This is a genomic window from Sphingomonas parapaucimobilis NBRC 15100 (genome assembly GCF_000787715.1).
GTDB classification, from domain to species: domain Bacteria; phylum Pseudomonadota; class Alphaproteobacteria; order Sphingomonadales; family Sphingomonadaceae; genus Sphingomonas; species Sphingomonas parapaucimobilis.
Genome location: NZ_BBPI01000095.1, coordinates 15,689 through 38,437, shown reverse-complemented (window position 1 = coordinate 38,437; position 22,749 = coordinate 15,689). Strand labels below are relative to the sequence as shown.

Below are 22,749 nucleotides of genomic sequence, written 5' to 3'. Positions count from 1 at the left end.
TCGGCCGTCTCATCTGCTGCGTCGGGACGCGGAGCCTGTCCGAAGTCCGCCGTCATAAAGGCCGCCTGATCCTTTGGATCATGTGCGCCCATCACGCCGAAAGACCGAATATTTCTTCCTGCATCGCGGTGTTGTAATCTTATGGTCTTATCGGTGACATGGAATGGTCATGCCTGTCAACGGGGCGGAAAGCGGTTTCACGCGGAAATTGGTCAGGGCAATGACTGGCTAGAAATAGTCGTTGAATATTAACGACTTGAGATCGTGAATATTTTGTCATTTGAGGTTGGGCGGCGATCTTGTTGCGCAGAGCAACGATCAATCAGAGTTGAGTGGGCACCACGCCGAACGCTGAGTCTGGATTGGTATTGCGCTTATTGGTTCGGCCAATTGGCCTGGCTGGTTCGGGCGGGTCGCGCCACCCGGATGGTCCGCCCGTCGTCCTTGACGGACAGGTCGAACAGCGCACCGATCAGCGTCAGGCTTTCAAACGGCGTGTCCAGCCGGAAGCGGCCGTTGAACGTCTCGTCCGCCAGCGCCGGATCGGCCAGCCGGATGGGCCGCGCGCTGTAGCGGCCGAGCCGGGCGACCGCATCGCCCAGCCGGATCCGGTCGCCGCTCAGCCAGCGATCCTGCCACCCCTGATAGCGGGCGACATCGAAGTCATGGACCATGATCCGCCCCGCACCCGCCTCCGCCCAGTGCCCGCCCGTCACGACCACCGCCGCCTGGCCGGGCACGGTCAGCCTGACGCGACCGCGATAGACGCGCAACTCGCTATGCCCGGCACCGCGATCGACGCTGAAATTGGTGCCCAGCGCAACCATCTGCCCCTCCGGCGTGGTCACGGCAAAGGGGCGGGCGGCGTCATGGCGCACCTCGAACCGCGCCGCGCCGCTCTCCAGCGTCAGGTCGCGGCCGCTATCCGAAAAGGCGATGGCGACGCGCGAGTCGGCATCCAGCGTCATGTCCGAGCCATCGGGCAGCGCCACCTGACGCTGCTGCCCGACCGAGGAGGCATAGACCCGCTCGACCGTCGCGTCCGGGGCGGCGACATACCAAACGATCGGCGCCGCCACGGCAGCGGCCAGCGCGGCGGCGAGGCCGACCGCGACCCGGCGACGGGTGTGCATCGTCCCCGATGCGGCCCAGCGGCGCGGTCGTGCGCGGGGAAGGGGTGGGGGAGGCGCAACGTCGCGTGTGGCCTGCTCGACCACATCGAACAGCGCCGGATCGCCGAGCAGGCGCACCATTCGCGACAGCGCCGCGCGGTGCGCCGGGGCTGCGTTCAGCCATGCGCCCAGCGCGGCCCGTTCATCGCGCGATAGCGTGTCGAGCCGGTCGGCCCAGTCCGCGGCCTGCTCCAGCATGGTGTCGCGATCAGCCATGCAGGCGACCTCCCTGCATGGGAAGGTCGTCGATACAGCCGTCCAGATCGATCATCGCGCGGACCAGATGCTTCTTCACCGCTTCGACGCTGAGGCCCATGTCCTCGGCGATCTGCTGGCGCGACTTGCCCTCCAGATGCCGCTCGACAAAGACCGCGCGGCGTTGCGCAGGGAGTCGCGACAGCGCGGCCTGGAAGCGATCGTAACGCTGGCGATAGTCGAGGATTTCATCGGCCAGCGGCAGGGCGCAGGCGAGTTCGGGGTCGATCGGCGCGTGGGTCCCGCTCCCCCGCCGCCCGCGATTGTAGATGACCGAGTCCGCCACGCGAAAGCCATAGGCGAGCGGCTGGTCGATGACCTGCTTCCGCTCCTGCTCGATGACCCGCATGATCGCCTCCTGCACGATATCCTCCGCCTGTTCGGGGTCGCGTATGCGCCTGCGGACATAGGTCAGCAGACGCGTCCGTCCCTCCGCGATCCAGGCGCTCGCGTCGGTCATTCGGTCCCGTTCAGGAAGAGCCGGTTGCATCGCATCCGGGGACAATCCTTATCGAAAAAACACCGCGCCAGCCCTTGGGCGGGCCGACGCGGGAGAGGTGCCCTTGATATCCCGCACGGGCCGGACATCAAGGGCGTTCGAGGTCAGGATCAGAAGGTGACGCGGACACCGCCCAGCAGGGTCGTGCCCGAACGGGTCACGACGTACAGCCGCCGGGTGCTGTTCGAATATTGCTTCTCGCGCTGGTTGGTCAGGTTGATGCCGTTCAGCGTCAGCTGGACGTTCTTCGTGACCGCATAGTGCGCCGACATATCGACATAGACCGTGCCCTCGAACCCGGTCACGTCCTGGTCCGGCCCGAGCGCGGTCAGCACCGGCGAGGCGCTGAAGATATAGCCGCTGCGGTAATTGGCCGAGACGCGGGCGTCGAACGCCTTGTCCTGATAATAAAGGGTGGCGTTGGCGTTATACTTGCTCAGCCCCTCCAGCGTGGTGGGGATGCTGCCCTGATAGATCTTGGAATAGTCCAGCCGCGAGTCGACATAGGTGAAGTTCACCGCCGTGCCCAGCCGGTCGAAGGGGGCGGGCAGGAACTTGAAGTCGGTCTGGCCGGACAATTCGATGCCGAACAGGTTGGTCTTGGCCAGGTTCACGGGGCGCGAATAGCTGTCGACCACGGTCGATCCGGTCACGCCCGGATAGAGATTGTCCGGCAGGCCCGTCTGCGAATAGGGCACGTTGTTGATCGTCTGGGTCGAGATATAGCCGTCCAGATTCTTGTAGAACAAGGCAGCGGCGACGTATCCAACCGATCCGAAATAATATTCGGTGGAGATATTATAGTCGTTCGACTTGTACGGGCGCAGGTTCGGGTTGCCGATCGACACGGTGACATTGCCATTGTCGTTCGTCACCGACCCGTTGACCGCCAGCGCGCCGAGTGCCGGGCGGTTGATGTTCTTCGATGCCGCGAAGCGTAGCATCAGGCCGGGGTTCAGCTCGAAGATCAGGTTGGCGGCCGGGAGCACGCCTTCATATTCGCCGCGCACCGTGACGGGGCCGACATTGGCCGTGCCGTTGGAGGTGACATTGGTGCGATAGTAACGCGCACCGATATTGCCGCGGAACGGGATGCCGCCCAGGATATGGTTCCAGTCATACTGGACGAAGGCGGCGCTGGTCCGCTCCTCGACCGCGTATACGCCGATCTTGTTGGTCAGATATTGCGCGCGGTTGATGCCCAACGTCTGGAGCATCTTGGGGAAGTCGACGATCGTCCAGTCCTGCCCCGAATAGCCGGTATAGGTCCGGGCATAGGCGCTGGGATTGGCGTTGACCTTGCCCGACACGAAGCTGCTGGTCAGGATATTGTCCTGCTCGGCATAGTATCCGCCATTGGCGAAGCGACGCCATTCGCCGCCGACGCTGATCGTGTCGTCGGGAGTGATCTTATAGTCGAAGCGGCCCTTGATGTTGTCGAACGCCGAATCCTGGAACGTATTGTTCACGTAGAGGCGCTTGGCGTGCCAGAAATTCGGGTCGGTCGTGTTGAACTTATAGGTGTTGACCAGCGAATAGGTGCCGCCGCGATAGTCGGAGGTGACGTCGCCAAACCCTTCGAGGGTGAACTTGTCGTTGACCGGCATGTCGTAGCGCGAACGCTCGACACCGCCCAGCCAGGTGAAGGTCAGCCCGTCGACCAGCTCGGCATCGCCGCTCAGCACCACCTGCTTGAAGACGTTCTTGGTGTTCTGGACGCGGGTTTCGGTCGACGCCTTGCCGCCCGACACGTCGAGATAGGTCACCTCGTTGCGATCGTTCCACTGGATCGCGTTGACCCGCGAGTTGGGATAGACGATCCCTGCAAAGGTTTCGCCGCCGCCCAGCCAGGTCGAGCTGCCGCCGCCGCGCGAGGCGAGGTGGGTCTCGAAACGGTCGCCCTTGAACTGGCCGTACAGGCCGTCGAGCGTGACATGGACCTTGTCGGTCGGCGCCCACTGGATCGACGAGGTCAGGCCGATGCGTTCCTGCTTGCTGTCCCACACCGACAGGCGGTTGCCGCGCGCGAACAGCAGGTCACCCGAGTTGATCTTGGCCTGCTCGGCGGCGGTCAGGCGGCTGATGTCGCTGCCATTCGCCTTGTTGCGGCGCCAGCGATAGGTGTCGAAGCCCTCTTCGCGGGTGTTTCGGCGGCTATAGGCACCCGACACCAGGATGCCGAAATTGCCCCAGTTTTTGGAGATCAGGCCGGTCAGGCGCGGCTGGAAATCGCGGGTCAGCGTGTTGCTGCCGCCTTGCGCCGACAGCGCGATCTTGGTGCCCTTGTAATCGAAGGGACGCGCGGTGAAGAGGCCGACGGTGCCCGCCAGACCGCCCTCGGTCTGCTGCGCCTGGTACGACTTTTCGACATCGACATGGTTGAACAGTTCGGCGGCGAACAGGTTGAAGTCGAAGGCGCGGTCGCGCGTCGTCTGGCCCCGGCTGTCCTGCGGCGAGTCGACATTGCCCAGCACTTCCATGCCGTTCAGCTGGACGCGGGTGAAATCGGGACCCAGGCCGCGCAGGGAAATGCGGCGACCTTCGCCCGCCTCGCGGTTGATCGCGACGCCGGGCAGGCGCTGCAGCGCTTCGGCGAGGTTCAGGTCGGGGAAGGCGGCGATGTCGGAGGCCGAGATCGAGTCCTTGATGATCGTCGCGTCGCGCTTGGAATTGCGCGCCTGCGCCAGGCTGGTGCGATAGCCGGTGACGACGACGTCGCCCCCCTCGGTCGTCGCGCCGCCGGTCGCCCCCGCCGCTGCCTGATCGCTCTGATCCTGGGCCAGTACCGGCTGCGCGACAAACAGCGCGCTCGACGCGAGCAACAGCGTTCGCTTGGTTCCCATCACTTCAAACCCCCAAAAGACAAAATGCCTCGTCCAGCCATAGGGACGATCGCGGGGAAGACGGGGGGCGCCGCCAAACGGGGACAAGGAATTTTGTAAAAGTTTTAAGACATTTATGGCGTTTTTGTTACAACGACGCACCGCTTGTCTTGGGCGTTGAAAGTTTTGAAAGACCCTGTCCCCGATAGGCTGCCTACGGGCTCTTGGGAACGATGGGCTAAGTCTTCGGAAGGGATGGGTAGCATGGCGGAGCGGACATGGTGGGGGCTGGCGGCTTCGGTGGCGCTGGCCGTCTCGATCCCGACAGCAGCAGCGGCGCGCGATACGGCGGGCTATCTGGCGGCGGGCGAGGGACTGGACCTGGCGGCAGTGCTGCCGGGACCGCCGACGCCGGGATCGCCGCGCGCGCTGGCCGATGCGCGGGCCTTTCGTGACAGCCGCGCGCTGAACGGCATGGCGCGCTGGCAGCAGGCGACGGCAGACGTCTCCAGCGACATGGGCGAGCGTTTTGCGACCGCGCTGGGCTTCCGGCCCGACTGGACCAAGCTGCCCGTGACCCGTGCGTTGCTGGCGAAGTTCGATGCGGATCGCTCGGCGGCGATCGGATCGGCCAAGGCGCATTGGCAGTCGAAGCGGCCCTTTATCGGCAGCGACCTGCCCATTTGCGAGCCGCGCAGGCCTGGGCTGATCGCCAATGGCGATTATCCGTCTGGGCATACCGCGCATGGCTGGGGCTTTGCGCTGCTGATGGCCGAGCTGCTGCCCGACCGGGCACAGCCGATCCTGGCGCGCGGGCGCGACTATGGTGACAGCCGCTGGATCTGCGGCTCGCACAGCCAGAGCGCGGTCGAGGGCGGTTACATGGCGGCGAGCGCGGTCGTGGCGCGCGAACACGGCAATGCGGCATTCCGGCGCGACATGGCGGCGGCGGCCGAGGAACTGGCGCGCTACCGGGCTAAAATCGCCAGTCCGCGCTGAACGAGACGACCCGGCCCTGCTGCGCGCGGACGGTGACGACGCCGCCATTGTCCCCGGCTTGCACCTCTCCGCCCAGTGCGTCGCCTTGCATGATCGCGATCCGGTCGAACAGGTTGGTCGCGCGTAGCCTGAGCGTCAGTTTTTCGGCCGGGTCCCACGCCGCGCCGAGGCCGACCAGCGCGAAGCCGGGCAGCGCCAGGCTGTTGGCGTCATCGGCATAGCGCCGCCCCATCGCCGAGACATCGCCGTCCAGCGTGACGCCGGTGCCGGGCAGGGCGGCGCTGGCCGACAGGCTGGCCATGATGCGCGGCACCCGGCGGGGGATCCGTCCGCTGAGGTCCGTCACCGTCAGTGTGCCGCCGGTCAGGCTGGCGATGCGATAGGATTGCAGGCGCGGGTCCTGCCACGTCACCGTGGCGCGCAGCGACAGGCCGGGCAGGGGGGCGGCCCCGGCCCCGACCTCCAGCCCGATGGTGCGCGCCGCGGCCTGATACGCCCCCACCCGCACCGCGCCGGTCGCCGGATCGAGCGACAGGTCCGGCAGCGCGATGTCGGGAAAGCGACTGGCGAACAGCGTCGCGTCCAGGCCGGTAGTGCCCTGCCCCCAGATCAGCCCCAATTCGGCCTGTTCGATGGTCAATGCACGGGCGTCGTCGCTGCCGCCGATGCGGAACACGCCGGGATCGGGTAGCCGCATCGCACGGGTCGCTCGGGCAAAGCCGCCCAGCCGGTCGCTCGCCCGCCAGTGCAGTGCCAGAGTCGCGGCGGTGCGGGCGATGCGCTTCGACCGCGCGTCCCACAGCCCCGATCCGACCGCGATCCGGTCGTCGGCCAGGGTTGTCGGATCGCCGCCGTCGATGATCATGGGACGCTCGACCATGGCCGACAGCGCGGCCCGCTCGTGCCGCAGGCCCCAGTCGAGCCGCCAGCGTGGCGCCAGCTGCCATTCGTCGGCGGCATAGAAGGCGATCATATGCTGGCGACCGCGCACCGCCTCATAGGTGGAACCCGTGCTGAGCAGCCCGTTATCGGTCGCCCGCCCGAGCACCCGCCCGCCCGCGTCCAGTGCGACCAGATCGAGCCGCCGCCCCTGCTCGCGTGCTTCCAGCAGCACCCGCGCGACCGCGCGCCGAAAATCCCATAGATAGCCCACCGCATAGAGGCCCAGCGTCAGGTCGTGATGCCCCGCCGCCTCCAGCGCATGGGCATAGGATAGGTCGATCATGCCCTCGTTCAGCCGGGTATCCGCCGCTACCGGGTTCAGCATGATGACCCGCTCGTTGCCGGGCAGCGGGGTAAAGGCGCTGCCGTCACTGGCATGGCGCAAGCTGACCTGCGCGGTGGCGGGAAAGGCGGCGGTCAGGCGCGGCAGCGCGTCGGCCATGGCCTGCGCCGCCGGGACCGCGCCGCCCGAGGAGGAGAGGGCGTAACGTTCGGTCCGCGACGCGCGGTAATGGGCGCGCAGGGTCAGCACGCCGCCCCCAAACGGCTGCGTCCAGGCCAGCGAGGGCGTGACCATCCGGTTGCGGTTGTTGTGCCCCAACGGCCGCTCGCCCAGTGCCGCGAAGCGTAGTCGGTCCAGCTCCGGCCCAAAGAAACTGCCTCGTCGGGGATCGAAGCCGGGAAGCACTGTGATCCGCCCGCGCGCATAGAGCATGGGAAAGGACGAGATGTTGAGCGTATCGTCGTCCAGTCCATGCACCGCCAGCGATAGCTGTCCACCGTCACCCAGATCATGATCGGCGCGCACCCGAAACTGGCCGCCGCCCAGCGTCGAGGCGATCCGCCGCACCGTCGGGTCGCGCGTCGCCGAGCCGCCCGCGATCACCCGCCAGCCATCCCCGACCGGCCCGGTCGCATAGCCCTCGAAGCGGATCAGGCCGTAATCGGTCGTGGTTGCCCGCATCTCTCCGCCCGGACGGTCGCGGGGCGCGCGGGTGCGCAGGTTGAGCACGCCGCCCGGCGCATTGCTGGCGAAGATCGCGGAGGGACCGCCGCGCACATAGTCGCTGCTCTCGATCATCAGGTCGGGGCGGACGAACTGGTCGATATCGGTCCACGGCAGCGTGTCGTGCTGCACCGGCAGGCCGTCCTCCTGCACCGCGATCGCCTGATAGCCGTCGAGCGGAATGCCGCGCACCCGGATGGTATTGGCCGCGACCCCGGCGGAAGTATCGACCCACAGGCCGGGCAGGCTCGAGAGTAATTCCGCCAGGCTCTGCGGCGGGCGGCGTGCCAGTTCGACCGCATCGAGGTGCGAGGCGGAATAGCTGCGCTCCAGCTCACCCTGGACCATGGTCCCGCGACGGCCGCTGACGATCACGTCGGGGCTGGTCATCGGGTCTTCGGGCGGCGGCGCGGGGCGAGTGTGCGGCAGGACAATGCGTGGCATGGGACCGATGGCGCGCACGACGATACCGCCCGCAATCCGGCGGCAGGACAGACCGGCGGGCGCGCACCAGCGGGACAGCGCGGTCGACAGGCGCATCCGGCCCCGGAGCGCGGGCGAGCGCCGTCCCGCCAGATCGCCCGGCCGCGCGACCAGCGCCTCGCCCGCCTGACGTGCCAGCCGGTCCAGCCCCGCGCCCACCGGCTGGGCAGGAAGATCGATGGAGAGCAGGGGATCACCTTGCGCGGCGACCAGCGCCAGCGCGACGAGCATCGTCATGGCCGCCCCCCTGGCGGACCGGAAATCATTCGTCCCCTGCCGTTCCTGCCGCTACCAAATCAGCGTCTTGCCGCCGCGCCCTTAGGCGGCAATTGTGTAGCGCGCATGTCACTGGCAAAAGTCGTTTCAAATGATACTAAGGGCGTCGACGGAGGATGACATGCAGGATGCGATGACGCGGTGGCAGTTCTGGATCGATCGCGGCGGCACGTTCACCGACGTGGTGGCGCGCCGCCCGGACGGGAGCGTGGTCACGACCAAGCTGCTGTCCGAAGACCCGGATCGCCGCTACGACGCGGCCGAAGCCGCGATCCGGCAGCTGACCGGCGTGGGCGACGGACCGCTTCCGGCCTGCGGTGTCCGCATCGGCACGACCATCGCGACCAACGCGCTGCTGGAGCGACAGGGGGAGCCGGTGCTGCTGGCGATAACGCGCGGCTTTGGCGATGCGCTGGCGATCGGGTATCAGGACCGGCCCGATATTTTCGCGCGCGGCATCCGCCGCGCGCCGCCGCTGTTCGCCGAGGTCGTCGAGATCGACGAGCGGGTGACGGAGGATGGCCATGTCCTGACCCCGCTCGACCGCGAGGCGGCCGCCGCCGCCTTTGCGCAGGCCCATTCGCGCGGACTGCGATCGATCGCCATCGTCCTGATGCACGGGTGGAAGCATCAGGCGCACGAACTGGCGCTGGCCGAACTGGCCAAGGGGGCGGGCTTCACCCAGATTTCGGTCAGCCACCGCACCGCGCCGCTGATCCGGCTGGTCGCGCGGGGCGACACGACGCTGGCCGATGCGTATCTGTCGCCGGTGCTCGGCCGTTACGTGCAGGGCCTGGAAACCGGGCTGGGCGAGGCGGCGGCGGGCGGATTGCTGTTCATGCAGTCGAGCGGCGGGCTGGTCGCGGGCGATCGTTTCCACGGCAAGGACGCGTTGTTGTCGGGACCTGCGGGTGGGATCGTCGGCATGGCGCGTACGGCACGTGGCGCGGGCTTCGACCGGGTGATCGGCTTCGACATGGGCGGCACCTCGACGGACGTTTCGCTGTTTGCCGGAAGTTACGACCGTCGCTCCGACGCCGTGCTGGCGGGGGTGCGCGTGGCGGTGCCGATGATGCGGATCGATACGGTCGCGGCGGGCGGCGGGTCGATCTGTCATTTCGACGGCGGGCGGTTGCTGGTCGGCCCGGCATCGGCGGGGGCGGAGCCGGGACCGGCCTGTTACCGGCGCGGCGGGCCGCTGACCGTTACCGACTGCAACATGATCCTGGGCAAGATCCAGCCGGACCATTTTCCCGCCCTGTTCGGCCCCGACCGCAACCTGCCGCCCGACCGCGAGGCCGCCGAGCGCGCGCTGGCCGAACTGCTCGATCAGGTGGAGGCGGCGATCGGCGAACGGCTGGACCCCATGGCGGCGGCCGAAGGACTGGTCGCGATCGCGGTGGCGAGCATGGCGCGGGCGATCCGCGCCGTCTCGGTCGCGCGCGGCGAGGACCCGGCCTCCTATGCGCTGGCCTGTTTCGGCGGGGCGGGTGGGCAACATGCCTGTCTGGTCGCCGATGCGCTGGGCATGGCGCAGGTGCTGATCCATCCGCTCGCGGGGGTGCTGTCGGCGGTCGGCATCGGGCTGGCCGATCGCAGTGTGGTGCGCGAGGCGACGGTCGGCCTGCCGCTGGGCGACGAGGCGCTGGAGGCATCGCTGGCCGAGCTGTCCGCTGCCGCCGTCGCGGGGCTGGCGGAGCAGGGGGTCGATCCGGCGGCGGTGCGGCTGAGTGCGCTGGCGCAGCTTCGTTATGCGCGCAACGACCAGACGATCGGCGTCGTCTGGGATAGTCCCGAGGCGATGGCGACATCCTTCGCCGAGGCGCATCGCCAGCGTTTCGGCTTTGTCGGCGAGGATGCGCTGGTCGTCGAGCAGCTGCGGGTCGAGGCGATTGCGGGCGGCGAGGCGCAAGACCTGTCAGCGCCGGTCCTGGCCGGGCGGACGGCCGATCCGGTCGATCGCGTCGTCATGTATCTGGCGGGCGCGCGGCATGACGTGCCGGTCCACGCCCGAGAGGGACTGGCGGCGGACACGGTTCTATCGGGACCGGCCCTCGTCATCGATCCGGTGTCGACCGTCGTGGTCGAACCCGGCTGGCAGGCGCGGGTGTTGTCGGAGGGGACGCTGCTCCTCCAACGGGTGGCGGCGCGGCGTGAGCAGGCGGCGGAAGAAACGGTCGATCCTGTCCGGCTGGAAATCTTCGCCGGGTTGTTCATGGGCATCGCCGAGGAAATGGGTGCGGCGCTTCAGCGGAGCGCGGCGTCGGTCAATATTCGCGAGCGGCTGGATTTCTCCTGCGCGATCTTCGACGCGGACGGCGGGCTGGTCGCCAACGCGCCGCATATCCCGGTTCATCTGGGGTCGATGGGCGAGAGCATCCGCACCGTCATCCAGGCACGCGGAAACACGATGCGCGAGGGACAGGTCTATGCCCTGAACGATCCCTATCGCGGCGGTACGCACCTGCCCGACATCACCGTCGTCATGCCGGTCTTTGCCGGGGACGCGGCACCCGCCTTCTTCGTGGCGGCACGCGGGCATCATGCCGATGTCGGCGGTACGACGCCTGGCTCGATGCCGCCGGACAGCCGGACGCTGGCCGATGAGGGCGTGGTCTTCGACGATGTGCTGATCGTCGAGGACGGCGCGATGCGCGAGCAGGCGATCCGGGAGCTGCTGGCCAGCGGCCCTTACCCGGCGCGCAATATCGACCAGAATATCGCCGACCTCGCCGCGCAGGTCGCGGCCTGCGCACGCGGGGCGGACGGGCTTCGTCAACTGGCCGCGCAACAGGGACAGGGCGTCGTCACCCGCTATATGGCTTATGTCCAGGCCCATGCCGAGGCGATGGCGCGGCGGATGATCGCCACGCTGTCCGATGGCGCGTTCCGCTACGAGCTGGACGACGGCGCGGTCGTCGCGGTGCGCGTGACGATCAACGCCGAACGGGGCAGCGCGACGATCGACTTCACCGGCACCAGCGAACAGCGGCCGACCAACTTCAACGCGCCGCTGGCGGTGACGCGCGCCGCCGTCCTCTACGTCCTGCGTCTGCTGGTCGACGAGGCGGTGCCGCTGAACGAAGGGTTCCTCCGGCCCGTGACGCTGATCGTGCCCGAAGGATCGATGCTCAACCCACGTTTCCCCGCCGCCGTGGTGGCGGGCAATGTCGAGGTCAGCCAGGTCGTGACCGACGCGCTGCTGGGCGCGCTGGGGGCGATGGCGGCCAGCCAGGGGACGATGAACAACCTGACCTTCGGCGACGACAGCTATCAATATTACGAGACGATCGCGGGCGGCGCGGGCGCGGGGCCGGGGCATGACGGCGCCGATGCGATCCAGACGCATATGACCAACAGCCGCCTGACCGACCCGGAGGTGCTGGAGACACGCTATCCGGTGTTGCTCGAACAATTCGCCATCCGGCGCGGGTCGGGCGGTGCGGGCGAACGGCAGGGCGGCGACGGCACGATCCGCCGCCTGCGCTTCCGCCAGTCCTTGCGCGCCGCGATTCTCAGCAACCGCCGCGTCGTGCCGCCCTTCGGCCTGAACGGCGGCGGGGCAGGGCTGCCGGGCCATAACCATGTCGAGCGGGCCGATGGCACGGTCGAGGAACTGGCCTCGACCGCCGGGATCGACATGGGCGCGGGCGATGTGCTGGTCATCGCGACGCCCGGCGGCGGCGGCTATGGGCGGGGGGCGCGCTGATGTGGGTGCTGGCGGGGATCGTCGTCATCGCGGGCGGCTTCCTGCTGCGCTTCAACCCGCTGCTGGTCATCATCGTCTCGGCGTTCGTCACCGGCTTTGCGGCGGGACTGGACCCGATGCGCATCGTCGCCACCTTCGGCCATGCCTTTAACGAGACGCGCTATGTGACCGCGATCTACATGGTTCTGCCCGTGATCGGCCTGCTCGAGCGGCGGGGGCTACAGGCGCGGGCGCGGGCTTTGGTCGGCGGGCTTCGCGGCGCGACGGCGGGGCGGCTGCTGACCGGCTATCTGCTGTTCCGGCAGGTGACGGCGGCGCTGGGCCTGACCTCGGTCGCGGGGCCTGCCCAGACCGTCCGCCCGCTGGTCGCCCCGATGGCGGAGGCCGCCGCCGAGCGTCAGGGTGGCGCGCCCGAGGACGCCGACGGGGTCAAGGCGATGGCGGCGGCGACCGATACGGTCGGGCTGTTCTTCGGCGAGGACATCTTCCTGGCGGTCGGATCGATCCTGCTGATGAAGGGCGTGCTGGAGGGCTATGGTATCCTGCTGGAGCCGTTCCAGCTGTCGATCTGGGCGATCCCGACGGCGATCGCGGCGTTCGTGATCCATGGCACGCGGCTGTGGTGGCTCGACCGGCGGCTGTCGCGGGGCGGCGCGCAATGATCGGTCTGAACCTGGTCTATGCGGCGGCGGGGATCGTCTTTGCGGTCTTCGCGCTTCTGTCGGCGCGCGATCGGCGCTTTGCCAATGCCGCCTTTTATGCGCTGATCACCATATCCTTCCTGTTCGGCAACCTGCTGGGCGATGTGGCCAACGGCGTGCTGGTGCTGGCGCTGGTCGGCATCGCGGCCTCGGGGCGGATGCGTCGGGCCGAGGTCGTGGAGCCTGCCGAAGATCGTTACGGCGCGAAGGTCTTCGTTCCTGCGCTCATCATCCCGGTCGTCGCCCTGGTCGGTACGCTGGCGTTCAAGCATGCGCCGATGCTGGTCGACCCGAAGCAGGCGACGCTGGTGGCGTTGACGCTGGGCACCGTGATCGCGCTGGTGCTGTGCTCGATGCTGCTCCACGCGAGGCCTGCCGAGCCGTTCGTCGCCGGGCGCGGGCTGATCGACGATATCGGCTGGGTCGCGGTGATGCCGCAGATGCTGGCCAGCCTGGGCGCGGTCTTTGCGCTGGCGGGGGTAGGGGGTGTCGTCGGTACACTGATCGGCGCGGTGATCCCGGCGGGCAGCGTGATCGGCGCGGTGCTGGCCTATGCGCTGGGCATGGCGCTGTTCACCATCGTCATGGGCAATGCCTTTGCCGCCTTTCCGGTGATGGCGGCGGCGGTCGGCGTGCCGATCCTGATCCGCCAGATGGGTGCGGACCCCGCCATTGTCGCCGCCGTGGGCATGCTGGCGGGTTTCTGCGGGACGTTGATGACGCCGATGGCGGCCAACTTCAACCTGCTGCCCGCCGCGCTGCTGGGGCTGAAGGACAAATATGCCGTCATCCGCGCGCAGCTTCCGACCGCGCTGCCGCTGCTCGCCTTCAACATCCTCCTTCTCTACGGAATGATCGCATGACCCGGTTGGACCGATCCGCCGCCGAACGCTTTGCCGCCATGACGCTGGGCCATGTCGGGCGCGAATATCCCAATGTCCTGATGCACGTCCTGAACGGGCCGGAGGATGCGCGCACCCCGTCCGAGCTGCACCCGATCTTTTATGGCAGTTTCGACTGGCATAGCTGCGTCCATGGCTGGTGGCAGTTGCTGCGCCTGATCCGCCACTATCCCGATCTGGAGGCCGCGCCCGCGATCCGCGCCCGCGCCGATGCGGTGTTCGTGCCCGACAAGGTGGCGGGTGAGCTGGCCTATCTGGAGCGGCCGGGCGCGGCGGGGTTCGAGCGGCCCTATGGCTGGGCCTGGATGCTGGCGCTGCACGACGAGGCGAGCCGTCATGATGCGAACTGGGCTAAGGTACTGGAGCCACTCGCGCGGTTGTTCGCGCGCCGTTTCGCCGACTTTCTGCCGCGCCTGACCTATCCCCTGCGGGTCGGCACGCATTTCAACAGCGGCTTTGCCCTGACGCTGGCGTGGGACTGGGCGGAGCAGCGCGACGCTGTATTGCGCGAACGGATCGCGGCGGCGGCGCAGGGCTGGTTCGGGCAGGATCGCGGCTGTCAGGCCTGGGAGCCGGGCGGCGACGAATTCCTGTCGCCCGCCTTGTGCGAGGCGTTGCTGATGAGCCGGGTGCTGAATGCCGCCGCTTTTCGCGAATGGTTCGACGACTTCCTGCCGCATGTCGCAACGGGCGAGCCTGCGACGCTCTTCACCCCCGCCATCGTGTCCGACCGGACCGACGGCAAGATCGCGCATCTCGACGGGCTGAACCTGACCCGCGCCTGGTGCTGGCGGGTGATCGCCGCGAAGCTGGGGCCGTCGCATCCGGTCGCGGATCGCGCGAAGGCGACGGCGGACGCGCATCTGGCCGCCAGCCTGCCGCATCTGGGCGACGATTATATGGGCGAACACTGGCTCGCGACCTTCGCCCTGCTGGCGCTGGAGGCGGGGTGAAGGTGCGGGCCGCCTGTCAGATCTTCAGATGTGCGGTCCGGTCGCGCTTCGCCGCCAGCGCCTGACGCACCTCCGCGACGGCGCGGGCCTCGCTGGCGATCAGCAGGCCCTCGAGCGCGGCGGTCAGATGCCGCTGCATCGCCACCCGCGATGCTACTGGATCGCGCGAACGCAGTGCTTCCAGGATGGCGGCATGATGCTCGACGATCGGGCGGACGTCGATCTCGCGGACCTTGGCGTCGAGCAGCACGCTCTCGGCCGAGCGTAGCCGTTGTTCCCATAGCCGGTCGATCGTTTCCAGAATGGCGCTGTTGCGCGTCGAGCGGGCGATCAGCGTGTGGAAGGCGCGGTCGGCGTGGAAGGCACCACCGACCGTGTTGTTCTCTTCCTCGATCGCATCGACCAAAGTCGCCAGCTCGTCCAGTTCGCTGTCGGTGATCTGCGACGCCGCCAGCGCCGCCGCCTCCGGTTCGAACAGCAGGCGCGCTTCGGCGACTTCCATCGCGGAGACGCCGAAGTCGGGCGTCTCGCCCTGGCCCGGCAACGCCACGACATGCGCGCCCGACCCGATCCGCACCTCGATGAAACCCTGGACTTCCAGCGCAATCAGCGCCTCGCGGATGACCGGACGACTGACGTCGAACCGCGTCGCCAGCTCGCGCTCGGCGGGCATCCGCGTCCCGATCGGGTAGCGGCCCTCCTGCAACTCGGTAATCAGCGTGCGGGCGAGTTCCCGGTAGAGCCGGTCCTGGGTCGTATTGTTGTCCATCAAGACCCTTATAGGGGCCGAGCCGGGATGCTGGTCAAGCGCCAGTGTCAGACCAATGTGTGTCAGACCAATTTAGACGTTCCGCCTCCATCGGTTTCGACCACGGTCGTCCCGGCGGCGCTGGCGGCTTCGCGGAGGCGCGGATCGGCCCTGTCGGTGACGAGGAAATCGACATCGCCCATGTCGCCGACCCGCACCGGCGCGGCGCGTTCCAGCTTGGACCCGTCGATGGCGAGCAGCACCTGCCGGGCCTGGGCGATGATCGTCTGCGACACCCGCACCTCGTCCACGTCGAAGTCGAGGAAGCTGCCGTCCGGGTCGATCGCCGATGCACCAATCAGCGCCATGTCGACCTTGAACCCCCGGATGAAGTCCATCGCCAGCGCGCCCACGACCGCCCGGTCGCTGGCGCGGACCCGGCCCCCGGCGGCGATCACCTCGATCGAGGGGCGACCGCCGAGAATGTCGACGACGTTCAGATTGTTGGTGATGACCATCAGGTCGCGGTGATCGACCAGCGCGCGGGCAATGGCTTCGGTCGTGGAGCCGATATTGATGAACAGGCTGGCACCGTTGGGGACAAGCGCCGCCGCCGCCGCGCCGATCGCGGCCTTGGCGGAGGCGGCGACGGTGCGTCGCTCGGCATAGGCGAGATTGTCGGTGCCCGAGGTCACGACCGCGCCGCCATGGACCCGTGCCAGCATCGACTGGCCCGCCAGGATGTTCAGGTCCTTGCGGATGGTCTGCGGCGTCACGCCGAGCTTTTCGGCGAGTTCATCGACGCTGACGCTGCCCGTCCGCCGCGCCACGTCGAGGATCGCGGCATGACGGCCTGCGACGATCTCCGCCGATCCGGGGGCGGGGGGCTTCACGCGACGCCCTGTCCGGCCAGATAGGCCGCCAGCCGCTCGGTCGTCTCGGGGGGTACGTGCAGGCCCAGCTTGCTGCGGCGATAGAGAATGTCCTCCACCGTCCGCGCCCATTCGCTCGTCACCAGATAGTCGACTTCGGCGGTGTGCAGCCCGCCCCCCAGATCGGGGCCGAGATCGCCGTGCGCCAGGATCGCATCAACGCGCGTGCCATAGGCGCGGGCGAGACGACGCAGCAGGGCGGGGGACAGATCGGGGTGCTTGGCAGTCAGCGCGCGCAGGAAGGCATCGAAGTCCGCATCCGCGATATCCCCGCCGGGCAGCGCCGCCCCGGCCGTCCACGCTCCCCCGGCGGCGGGGAAGAAGCGCGCCAGTTCGCGCATCGCGTGTTCGGCGAGCTTGCGATAGGTGGTGATCTTGCCGCCGAAGATGTTGAGCATCGGCGCCCGACTCTCGCCCTCCGCGCCCGTATCGAGATCGAGCACATAGTCGCGCGTCACCGCCGAGGCATTGGCCGAATGATCGTCGTAGAGCGGGCGGATACCGGCATAGCTCCACACGATATCGGCTTCCCCGGTCTTCTTCGCAAAATAGCGGTTCACCGTGTCGAGCAGATAGGTTGTTTCCGCCCCGCTGATCGATGCCTTGGCGGGCGCGTCGGTCCAGGGTTCGTCGGTGGTGCCGACCAATGTGAACCTGCCCTCATAGGGGATGGCGAACACGATGCGGCGGTCGTCATTCTGCAGCATGAAGGCATGGTCGCCGTCATAGAGCTTGGGCACGATGATATGGCTGCCCTTGACCAGCCGGACCCCGCGATCGCGCCGCGCCCCATGGGTGCGGCCGATGACGTCGGCGACCCAGGGACCCGCCGCATTGACCAGTGCGCGGGCGCGGACGGTGCGGGTCTCGCCCGCCGCCTCGATCGTCGCGACCCAGCCATCGCCTTCGCGCTGTGCGTCGATCAGCTTGGTACGCGTTGCGATCTTTGCCCCCCGCTCGGCGGCATCGATCGCGTTGAGCACGACCAGGCGGCTGTCCTCGACCCAGCAGTCCGAATAAACGAAAGCCTTGCCCTTTCGCGGCGAAAGCCCGTCACCCAGCGTCGAGCGTTCCAACGCAACGGTGCGCGTGCCCGGCAGCTTCTCGCGACCGCCCAGATGATCGTAGAGGAAGAGGCCCAGCCGCACCATCCAGGCGGGGCGCGGCGACTGGGTCTGCGGCAGGACGAAGGACAAGGGCCAGATGATGTGCGGCGCCATGTTCAGCAGCCGCTCCCGCTCGATCAGCGCCTCCCGCACCAGCCGAAACTCGCCATATTCCAGATAGCGCAGACCGCCATGGATCAGCTTGGTCGAGGCCGAGGAGGTATGGCTCGCCAGATCGTCCTGCTCGACCAGCAGCACCGACAGGCCGCGCCCGGCGGCGTCGCGCGCGATCCCTGCACCGTTGATGCCGCCGCCGACGATCAGCAGGTCGATCATGTCGCTGTTCCGGTCCACCATGCTGCCGAGTCCCTGTTTTTCTACGCCAGCCCTGATATACCCTCCGTCAGGAAAACGAAAGCATTGACGTTCATATGAAAGCGTGTGACGTTCTGAAACGAAAACAGGGAGAGGGGTGAGCGATGGCGTCGCACATTCTGGTGATCGATCAGGGCACGACCTCGACGCGAAGCATCATGTTCGATGGACAGGCCCGCCGGGTCGCCATCGCACAGGCTGAGTTCGCACAGCATTACCCCGCACTCGGCTGGGTCGAGCATGACCCGGAGGATATCTGGCGCGATGCGCTGGCCACCGCGCGCAAGGCGATCGAGGATAGCGGCGTCGCTCCGACGCAGATCGCCGCGATCGGCATCACCAACCAGCGCGAGACGGCGGTCGTCTGGGACCGTGCCACCGGCGAGCCGATCCACCGCGCCATCGTCTGGCAGGACCGGCGCGGCACCGAACTATGCCAGACGCTGAAGGCCGACGGAGTCGAGGATCTGGTGCGCGAGCGGACCGGCCTGCTGATCGACCCCTATTTCTCGGCGACCAAGCTCGCCTGGCTGCTCGACCATGTCGAGGGCGCGCGCGGGCGGGCCGAGCGGGGCGAGCTGGCGTTCGGCACGATCGACAGCTTCCTGCTCTGGCGGCTGACCGGCGGCGCGGTTCACGCGACCGACATCACCAATGCCAGCCGCACGATGTTGTTCGACATCCATCGCGGGGTCTGGGACGAGGAATTGTGCCGGTTGCTGCGCGTGCCGATGGCGATGCTGCCCGACGTGCATGACAATGCGCATGTCTTCGGCACCACCACGCCCGATCTGCTCGGCGCGGCGATCCCGATTGCGGGTATGGCGGGGGACCAGCAGGCGGCATTGTTCGGCCAGGCCTGTTTCCGCCACGGCATGGCCAAGTCGACCTATGGCACCGGCTGTTTCATGCTGCTCAACACCGGCGAGACGGCGGTGACCTCGAAGCATCGATTGCTGACCACGCCCGCCTATCGGCTGAACGGCAGGACGACCTATGCGCTGGAGGGATCGATCTTCGTCGCGGGCGCGGCGGTGAAGTGGTTGCGCGATGGGCTGGGCGTCATCACCCATGCCAGCCAGACCGACGACCTCGCGACGCAGGTGCCCGACAGCCACGGCGTCTATATGGTCCCCGCATTCGTCGGCATGGGGGCGCCCTATTGGGAGCCGGATGCGCGCGGTGCCATCTATGGCCTGACCCTGGGGGCGAGCGCGGCGCATCTGGCGCGTGCGGCGCTGGAGTCGGTCGCCTACCAGACGATGGACCTGGCCGAGGCGATGAAGGCCGATGCGGGCGAAGGTCCCGCCATCCTGCGTGTCGATGGCGGCATGGCGGCCAATGACTGGCTGTGCCGCTTCCTCGCCAACATGATCCAGACGCCGGTCGAGCGGCCCGCCGACCTGGAGACGACGGCGCGCGGGGCGGCTTTCCATGCCGGGCTGGCGACGGGGGTGTGGTCGGGCCTCGATGCGCTGGAACAGCTCTGGTCGCGCGAGGAATGTTTTGAACCTTCCATGGCCGAGGACGCCCGCGCGCCGCTGGTCGCCGGATGGCGCGACGCGGTGGCGCGGACGCTGGCCAAGCCCGTCGCGTGACGATGGCGAAGCGGTCGCTGCTGGTCGGCAATTGGAAGATGCATGGCGATGGCGGCGACCTGCCCGTCATCGCGGCGATCGGTGACGCGGCACGGCAGCATCCGGCGGTCGACGTCGCGCTATGCCTGCCGGCGACGCTGATCGACCGGGCGCGCGGCGTTTGTCCCGGTCTGGCCATCGGCGGGCAGGATTGCCATGCAGAGCCGAGCGGCGCGCATACCGGCGATATTTCCGCCCCGATGCTGCGCGAGGCGGGGGCGTCGCTGGTCCTGCTGGGCCATAGCGAGCGGCGGGAGGATCATCATGAGGGCGACGCACTGATCGCCGCCAAGGTGCGGACCGCGCGGGCGGCGGGTCTGGAGATCGTGCTATGCGTCGGCGAAACGGCGGAGGATCACGCCGCCGGTCGATCGGCGGCGGTGGTTCGGGAGCAACTGACCCGTTCGCTCGCCGGGACGGACGGGCAGGGGATATCCATCGCCTATGAACCCGTCTGGGCGATCGGTGGCGATAGTACCCCCGAACCGGCGGAGGTCGCGGTCATGGCCGGGCTGATCCACGATACGGTTTCGGGTACGCGTGTCCTGTATGGCGGTTCGGTTACGGCAGAAAACGCTGCGGCGATGTTTGCGCAGGGCGGAGTCGATGGTTTTCTCGTCGGCCGACAGAGTTTGGATGCCGATACCTTTACGGCGATCTTGGCGTTGATGGATTAAACTTGTGCCCCTGTAAGGGGAGGGGGGCCAGCGAAGCCGGTGGAGGGGTGTCCCGCTATCGAGAGGGTTGATACCCCTCCGTCAGCGTTCCGCGCTGCCACCTCCCCTTGCAGGGGAGGAAAGGAGTAGCTCAAACGTCGTCACGGCGACCGGCAAAAGGGTCAGTTCCCCGCCATGCGCCTGCGCGATCCGGCGGGCGAGCGTCAGGCCGATGCCAGACCCTTCAGGCTTTGTGGTGTGGAAGGGACGGAAGATCCGCGCCCGCTCCGGCGCGGGGATGCCTTGCCCGCTGTCCGACACGCGCACCACCAGCCGATCCGCCTGCCCGACGACGGCGAGGGTCACCGCCGGGGCGACTGTCCCGGCCAGTGCGGCTTCGGCGGCGTTGTGGAGCAGCGCCCAGAGTCCTTGCGTCATCTGGTCGCGGTCGCACCAGCCGGTCACGGCTTCGGGCATGTCGACCGACAGCGTCACCCGGTCGCCGAAACGCTCGGCGAACAGGCGGGACAGGTCGCCGACCAGCTCCTCCATATCCACTACGGCCCGCACCGGATCGGGCAGCCTGGCCAGCATCCGATACGCCCGCGTGAAGCGCTCCAGCCCCTCGATCCGCCGGGCCAGCATCGCCAATATGCCGGGAAGCCGGGCATCGCCCCGTTCGGCCGCCACCTGCGCGCTGTCGGCCAGCGAGACGATCGGCGACAGGCCGTTCAGCAGTTCGTGGCCGAGAATATCGATCATCTCGTTATCGGCATGGGCCTCGGCCGCGCGGCGTTCCGCCTCGATATCCACCAGCATCACCAGCGTACGACCGGGGCCAGCCACCCGCTCGATCCGCCAGCTCCTGCCTTCATGGCGCAACTGCGTCTGTCCGGTGTCGCGCAGCGCGGGCGGGGTCGGGATTACCCGGTCGTCGGTGGCGAACAGGGTGCGGCTGGCGCGGTTGATCGCCTGCGCCCGCCCGGTATCGACGCGCAGCAGGGGCAGCGGGATCTGGTCGAACAATGCGTCCAGCGGCGGGCCGTCCGGGGCGGGGCGCGTCATGTCATGACCGCCACCACCGCGCCCCGCCCGCGCCGCCGTCCAGCATCCCGCCCCGATCAGCCAGGCGATGCACAGCCCCGCGCCCAGGATCGACCCCAGCATCCCCCTCTGCCACGCCAGCAGCATCGACGCGCCGAGGATGGTCAGCGCCAGCCCGGACAGCCCCGCCGCCACCGCGCGCCGTCGCGACAGGTCAAAGCCCATGACGTGCCATCCGGCGATAGAGCGCGCCACGACTGAGCCCCAGCGCCTGCGCGGCCTGGGTGACATTATGGTGATGCTGGACCAGTGCCGCCTCGATCATCGCGCGTTCGCTCTCGTCCAGATCGAAGCTCGCACGGGACGTCGCCGGGGCCATGTTCTGGGCGGCCGGGGGGGCGAGCAGCGCGGCCTCGATCACGCCCTGTTCGCCCAGCAGCAGCGCCCGTTCGATCGCGGCGGCGAGGCCGCGCGCCTCGTCGGGCCAGTGCGCGGTCGCCAGCAGCGCCTCGGCGGCGGGGGTGAAGCGGGGCGGGGGCAGGCCGTGCCGCTCGGCCGCGATCCGCGCGAAATGGCGGGCGAGCAGCGGCACATCCTCCCGTCGTTCGGCCAGCGACGGCGCGACGATCTCCACCGCCGCGATCCGCCGCGCGAGCGCGGGCATGATCGCACGGGGATCGTCGGCGATGGCGATATAGCGGTCCTCGGGCCGCAGCCGGTCGAGCAACCGGGCCTGGGTGACCTCGTCCAGCCGGTCGGGATGGCGGAGCAGCCAGCTCGTGCCTCCTTCGGCGCCGTCCAGCCGATCCCAGGCCAGCGGATCGCGCACATCGATCCGCGGCATCGGCCGCCCGGCTGCGTGGGAGGCGGCATGAAGCGCGGCCGCGATCAGGCCGCGCCCCGCACCCGATGGCCCGGTCACGACGACACCTGCCATGGTCGGGCCGACACGGCGGATCAGGTCGCGGACATGCGCGATGACGGGGCTGTCGCCCAGCAGACGGGCGGGTTCGGCCTTGCCTTCGTTTATGACATGATCGCGGGGCGCGGCGCGGCGGCGCGCGGCCAGTTCGATCTTGGCGATCAGCTCGGCATTGCGCCACGGCTTCATCACGAAGTCGCGTGCGCCCGCCTGCATCGCGGCGACGGCCAGCCGGATGCCGCTATGCGCGGTGATGACGATGATGCACGCGCCCGGATCATCGGCGAGCAGCCTGTCCAGCATCGCCAGCCCCTCCGCCCCGTCCGTCCGCCCGGCGGCATAGTTCAGGTCGAGCAGGATCGCGTCGTAGCGCCGGGCCGCCAGCCGCGAAAAGCCATCTTCCGGCCCTTGCGCCACGTCCAGCTGGTGCCCCGCCAGATCGATCGCGATGGCCAGCGATTCGGCGATGCGCGGATTGTCGTCGATGACCAGGATCGCCAAGGCGGTGGACGGCGCGCTTGACGCCGGGTCGGACCGTCCATTTTCGGACGGTGCGTCCGGTGCCGAACGGTCGGATTCGGCAGGGTCATGTGAAAATGGCGTATTCATA

16 protein-coding genes are annotated in these 22,749 nt (G+C 68.3%); 7 read left to right on the top strand and 9 right to left on the bottom strand.

Translation table 11 applies throughout. The features are described from left to right. Positions 1-374 precede the first annotated feature (374 nt). The 3 genes from SP5_RS16430 to SP5_RS16420 all read right to left on the bottom strand — a co-directional run bounded on the left by SP5_RS16430 (position 375) and on the right by SP5_RS16420 (position 4,769). The gene (locus SP5_RS16430; protein WP_052811607.1) at positions 375-1,388 is read right to left on the bottom strand and encodes a FecR family protein; all 1,014 of its coding nucleotides are present in this window, start codon (positions 1,386-1,388) and stop codon (positions 375-377) included. Beyond that, positions 1,381-1,887, bottom strand: a complete 507-nt coding sequence (locus tag SP5_RS16425; protein WP_042490688.1) for an RNA polymerase sigma factor — start codon at positions 1,885-1,887, stop codon at positions 1,381-1,383. Before SP5_RS16425 ends, SP5_RS16430 begins: the two co-directional genes overlap by 8 nt. Positions 1,888-2,036: 149 nt before the next feature. Continuing rightward, the gene (locus SP5_RS16420; RefSeq protein ID WP_042490687.1) at positions 2,037-4,769 is read right to left on the bottom strand and encodes a TonB-dependent receptor; all 2,733 of its coding nucleotides are present in this window, start codon (positions 4,767-4,769) and stop codon (positions 2,037-2,039) included. Between the two features lie 243 nt (positions 4,770-5,012). Between SP5_RS16420 and SP5_RS16415 the strand changes: the two genes are divergently transcribed. After that, complete coding sequence (locus tag SP5_RS16415) at positions 5,013-5,747, top strand: acid phosphatase (protein WP_052811606.1); 735 nt, start codon at positions 5,013-5,015, stop codon at positions 5,745-5,747. Here SP5_RS16415 and SP5_RS16410 read toward each other — a convergent pair. Further along, entirely contained in the window at positions 5,725-8,415 is a 2,691-nt protein-coding gene (locus SP5_RS16410) for a TonB-dependent receptor (RefSeq protein WP_042490684.1), read from the bottom strand. The genes SP5_RS16415 and SP5_RS16410 overlap by 23 nt on opposite strands. 172 nt (positions 8,416-8,587) lie before the next feature. Here SP5_RS16410 and SP5_RS16405 point away from each other — a divergent pair, with 172 nt between their 5' ends. From SP5_RS16405 to SP5_RS16390, 4 genes are read left to right on the top strand one after another with little or no spacing between them, the layout of a single operon-like run. Then, complete coding sequence (locus SP5_RS16405) at positions 8,588-12,163, top strand: hydantoinase B/oxoprolinase family protein (RefSeq protein WP_042490710.1); 3,576 nt, start codon at positions 8,588-8,590, stop codon at positions 12,161-12,163. After that, on the top strand, positions 12,163-12,825 hold the full coding sequence (locus tag SP5_RS16400; protein ID WP_042490683.1) for a DUF969 domain-containing protein: 663 nt from the start codon (positions 12,163-12,165) through the stop codon (positions 12,823-12,825). Before SP5_RS16405 ends, SP5_RS16400 begins: the two co-directional genes overlap by 1 nt. Then, positions 12,822-13,727 carry a DUF979 domain-containing protein gene (locus SP5_RS16395; protein ID WP_042490708.1) on the top strand — a complete coding sequence of 302 codons (906 nt, stop codon included), beginning with the start codon at positions 12,822-12,824 and terminating at the stop codon, positions 13,725-13,727. The genes SP5_RS16400 and SP5_RS16395 overlap by 4 nt, the downstream gene beginning before the upstream one ends. Then, the gene (locus tag SP5_RS16390) at positions 13,724-14,719 is read left to right on the top strand and encodes a DUF2891 domain-containing protein (RefSeq protein ID WP_042490681.1); all 996 of its coding nucleotides are present in this window, start codon (positions 13,724-13,726) and stop codon (positions 14,717-14,719) included. The genes SP5_RS16395 and SP5_RS16390 overlap by 4 nt, the downstream gene beginning before the upstream one ends. Positions 14,720-14,735: 16 nt before the next feature. Here the strand turns inward: SP5_RS16390 and SP5_RS16385 are convergent, their stop codons facing one another. From SP5_RS16385 to SP5_RS16375, 3 genes are all read right to left on the bottom strand, one after another. Then, positions 14,736-15,488, bottom strand: a complete 753-nt coding sequence (locus SP5_RS16385; RefSeq protein WP_042490680.1) for a FadR/GntR family transcriptional regulator — start codon at positions 15,486-15,488, stop codon at positions 14,736-14,738. Between the two features lie 62 nt (positions 15,489-15,550). Beyond that, entirely contained in the window at positions 15,551-16,360 is an 810-nt protein-coding gene (locus tag SP5_RS16380; protein ID WP_042490679.1) for a DeoR/GlpR family DNA-binding transcription regulator, read from the bottom strand. Continuing rightward, a complete protein-coding gene (locus SP5_RS16375; protein ID WP_042490678.1) occupies positions 16,357-17,862 on the bottom strand; it encodes a glycerol-3-phosphate dehydrogenase in 1,506 nt (501 codons plus the stop codon). The genes SP5_RS16380 and SP5_RS16375 overlap by 4 nt, the downstream gene beginning before the upstream one ends. Before the next feature lie 122 nt (positions 17,863-17,984). Here SP5_RS16375 and glpK point away from each other — a divergent pair, with 122 nt between their 5' ends. Both glpK and tpiA read left to right on the top strand, forming a co-directional pair. Further along, positions 17,985-19,478 carry a glycerol kinase GlpK gene (gene glpK, locus SP5_RS16370; protein WP_042490677.1) on the top strand — a complete coding sequence of 498 codons (1,494 nt, stop codon included), beginning with the start codon at positions 17,985-17,987 and terminating at the stop codon, positions 19,476-19,478. Positions 19,479-19,480: 2 nt separating this feature from the next. Beyond that, a complete protein-coding gene (tpiA, locus tag SP5_RS16365; protein ID WP_042490705.1) occupies positions 19,481-20,194 on the top strand; it encodes a triose-phosphate isomerase in 714 nt (237 codons plus the stop codon). A gap of 81 nt (positions 20,195-20,275) precedes the next feature. Here the strand turns inward: tpiA and SP5_RS16360 are convergent, their stop codons facing one another. After that, positions 20,276-21,472 (bottom strand): sensor histidine kinase, encoded by a 1,197-nt coding sequence (locus tag SP5_RS16360; RefSeq protein WP_167334729.1) that lies wholly within the window; start codon positions 21,470-21,472, stop codon positions 20,276-20,278. Then, complete coding sequence (locus SP5_RS16355) at positions 21,432-22,640, bottom strand: sigma-54-dependent transcriptional regulator (RefSeq protein ID WP_042490675.1); 1,209 nt, start codon at positions 22,638-22,640, stop codon at positions 21,432-21,434. Before SP5_RS16355 ends, SP5_RS16360 begins: the two co-directional genes overlap by 41 nt. Positions 22,641-22,749: the final 109 nt, after the last annotated feature.

Bases quoted from the DNA above. Each gene is read 5' to 3' on its own strand.
- SP5_RS16390 (WP_042490681.1), top strand. From the start codon at position 13,724: ATGACCCGGTTGGACCGATCCGCCGCCGAACGCTTTGCCGCCATGACG.
- SP5_RS16400 (WP_042490683.1), top strand. From the start codon at position 12,163: ATGTGGGTGCTGGCGGGGATCGTCGTCATCGCGGGCGGCTTCCTGCTG.
- SP5_RS16430 (WP_052811607.1), bottom strand. From the start codon at position 1,388: ATGGCTGATCGCGACACCATGCTGGAGCAGGCCGCGGACTGGGCCGAC.
- SP5_RS16415 (WP_052811606.1), top strand. From the start codon at position 5,013: ATGGCGGAGCGGACATGGTGGGGGCTGGCGGCTTCGGTGGCGCTGGCC.
- tpiA (WP_042490705.1), top strand. From the start codon at position 19,481: ATGGCGAAGCGGTCGCTGCTGGTCGGCAATTGGAAGATGCATGGCGAT.
- SP5_RS16425 (WP_042490688.1), bottom strand. From the start codon at position 1,887: ATGACCGACGCGAGCGCCTGGATCGCGGAGGGACGGACGCGTCTGCTG.
- SP5_RS16410 (WP_042490684.1), bottom strand. From the start codon at position 8,415: ATGACGATGCTCGTCGCGCTGGCGCTGGTCGCCGCGCAAGGTGATCCC.
- SP5_RS16395 (WP_042490708.1), top strand. From the start codon at position 12,822: ATGATCGGTCTGAACCTGGTCTATGCGGCGGCGGGGATCGTCTTTGCG.
- SP5_RS16385 (WP_042490680.1), bottom strand. From the start codon at position 15,488: ATGGACAACAATACGACCCAGGACCGGCTCTACCGGGAACTCGCCCGC.
- SP5_RS16405 (WP_042490710.1), top strand. From the start codon at position 8,588: ATGACGCGGTGGCAGTTCTGGATCGATCGCGGCGGCACGTTCACCGAC.
- glpK (WP_042490677.1), top strand. From the start codon at position 17,985: ATGGCGTCGCACATTCTGGTGATCGATCAGGGCACGACCTCGACGCGA.
- SP5_RS16375 (WP_042490678.1), bottom strand. From the start codon at position 17,862: ATGGTGGACCGGAACAGCGACATGATCGACCTGCTGATCGTCGGCGGC.
- SP5_RS16420 (WP_042490687.1), bottom strand. From the start codon at position 4,769: ATGGGAACCAAGCGAACGCTGTTGCTCGCGTCGAGCGCGCTGTTTGTC.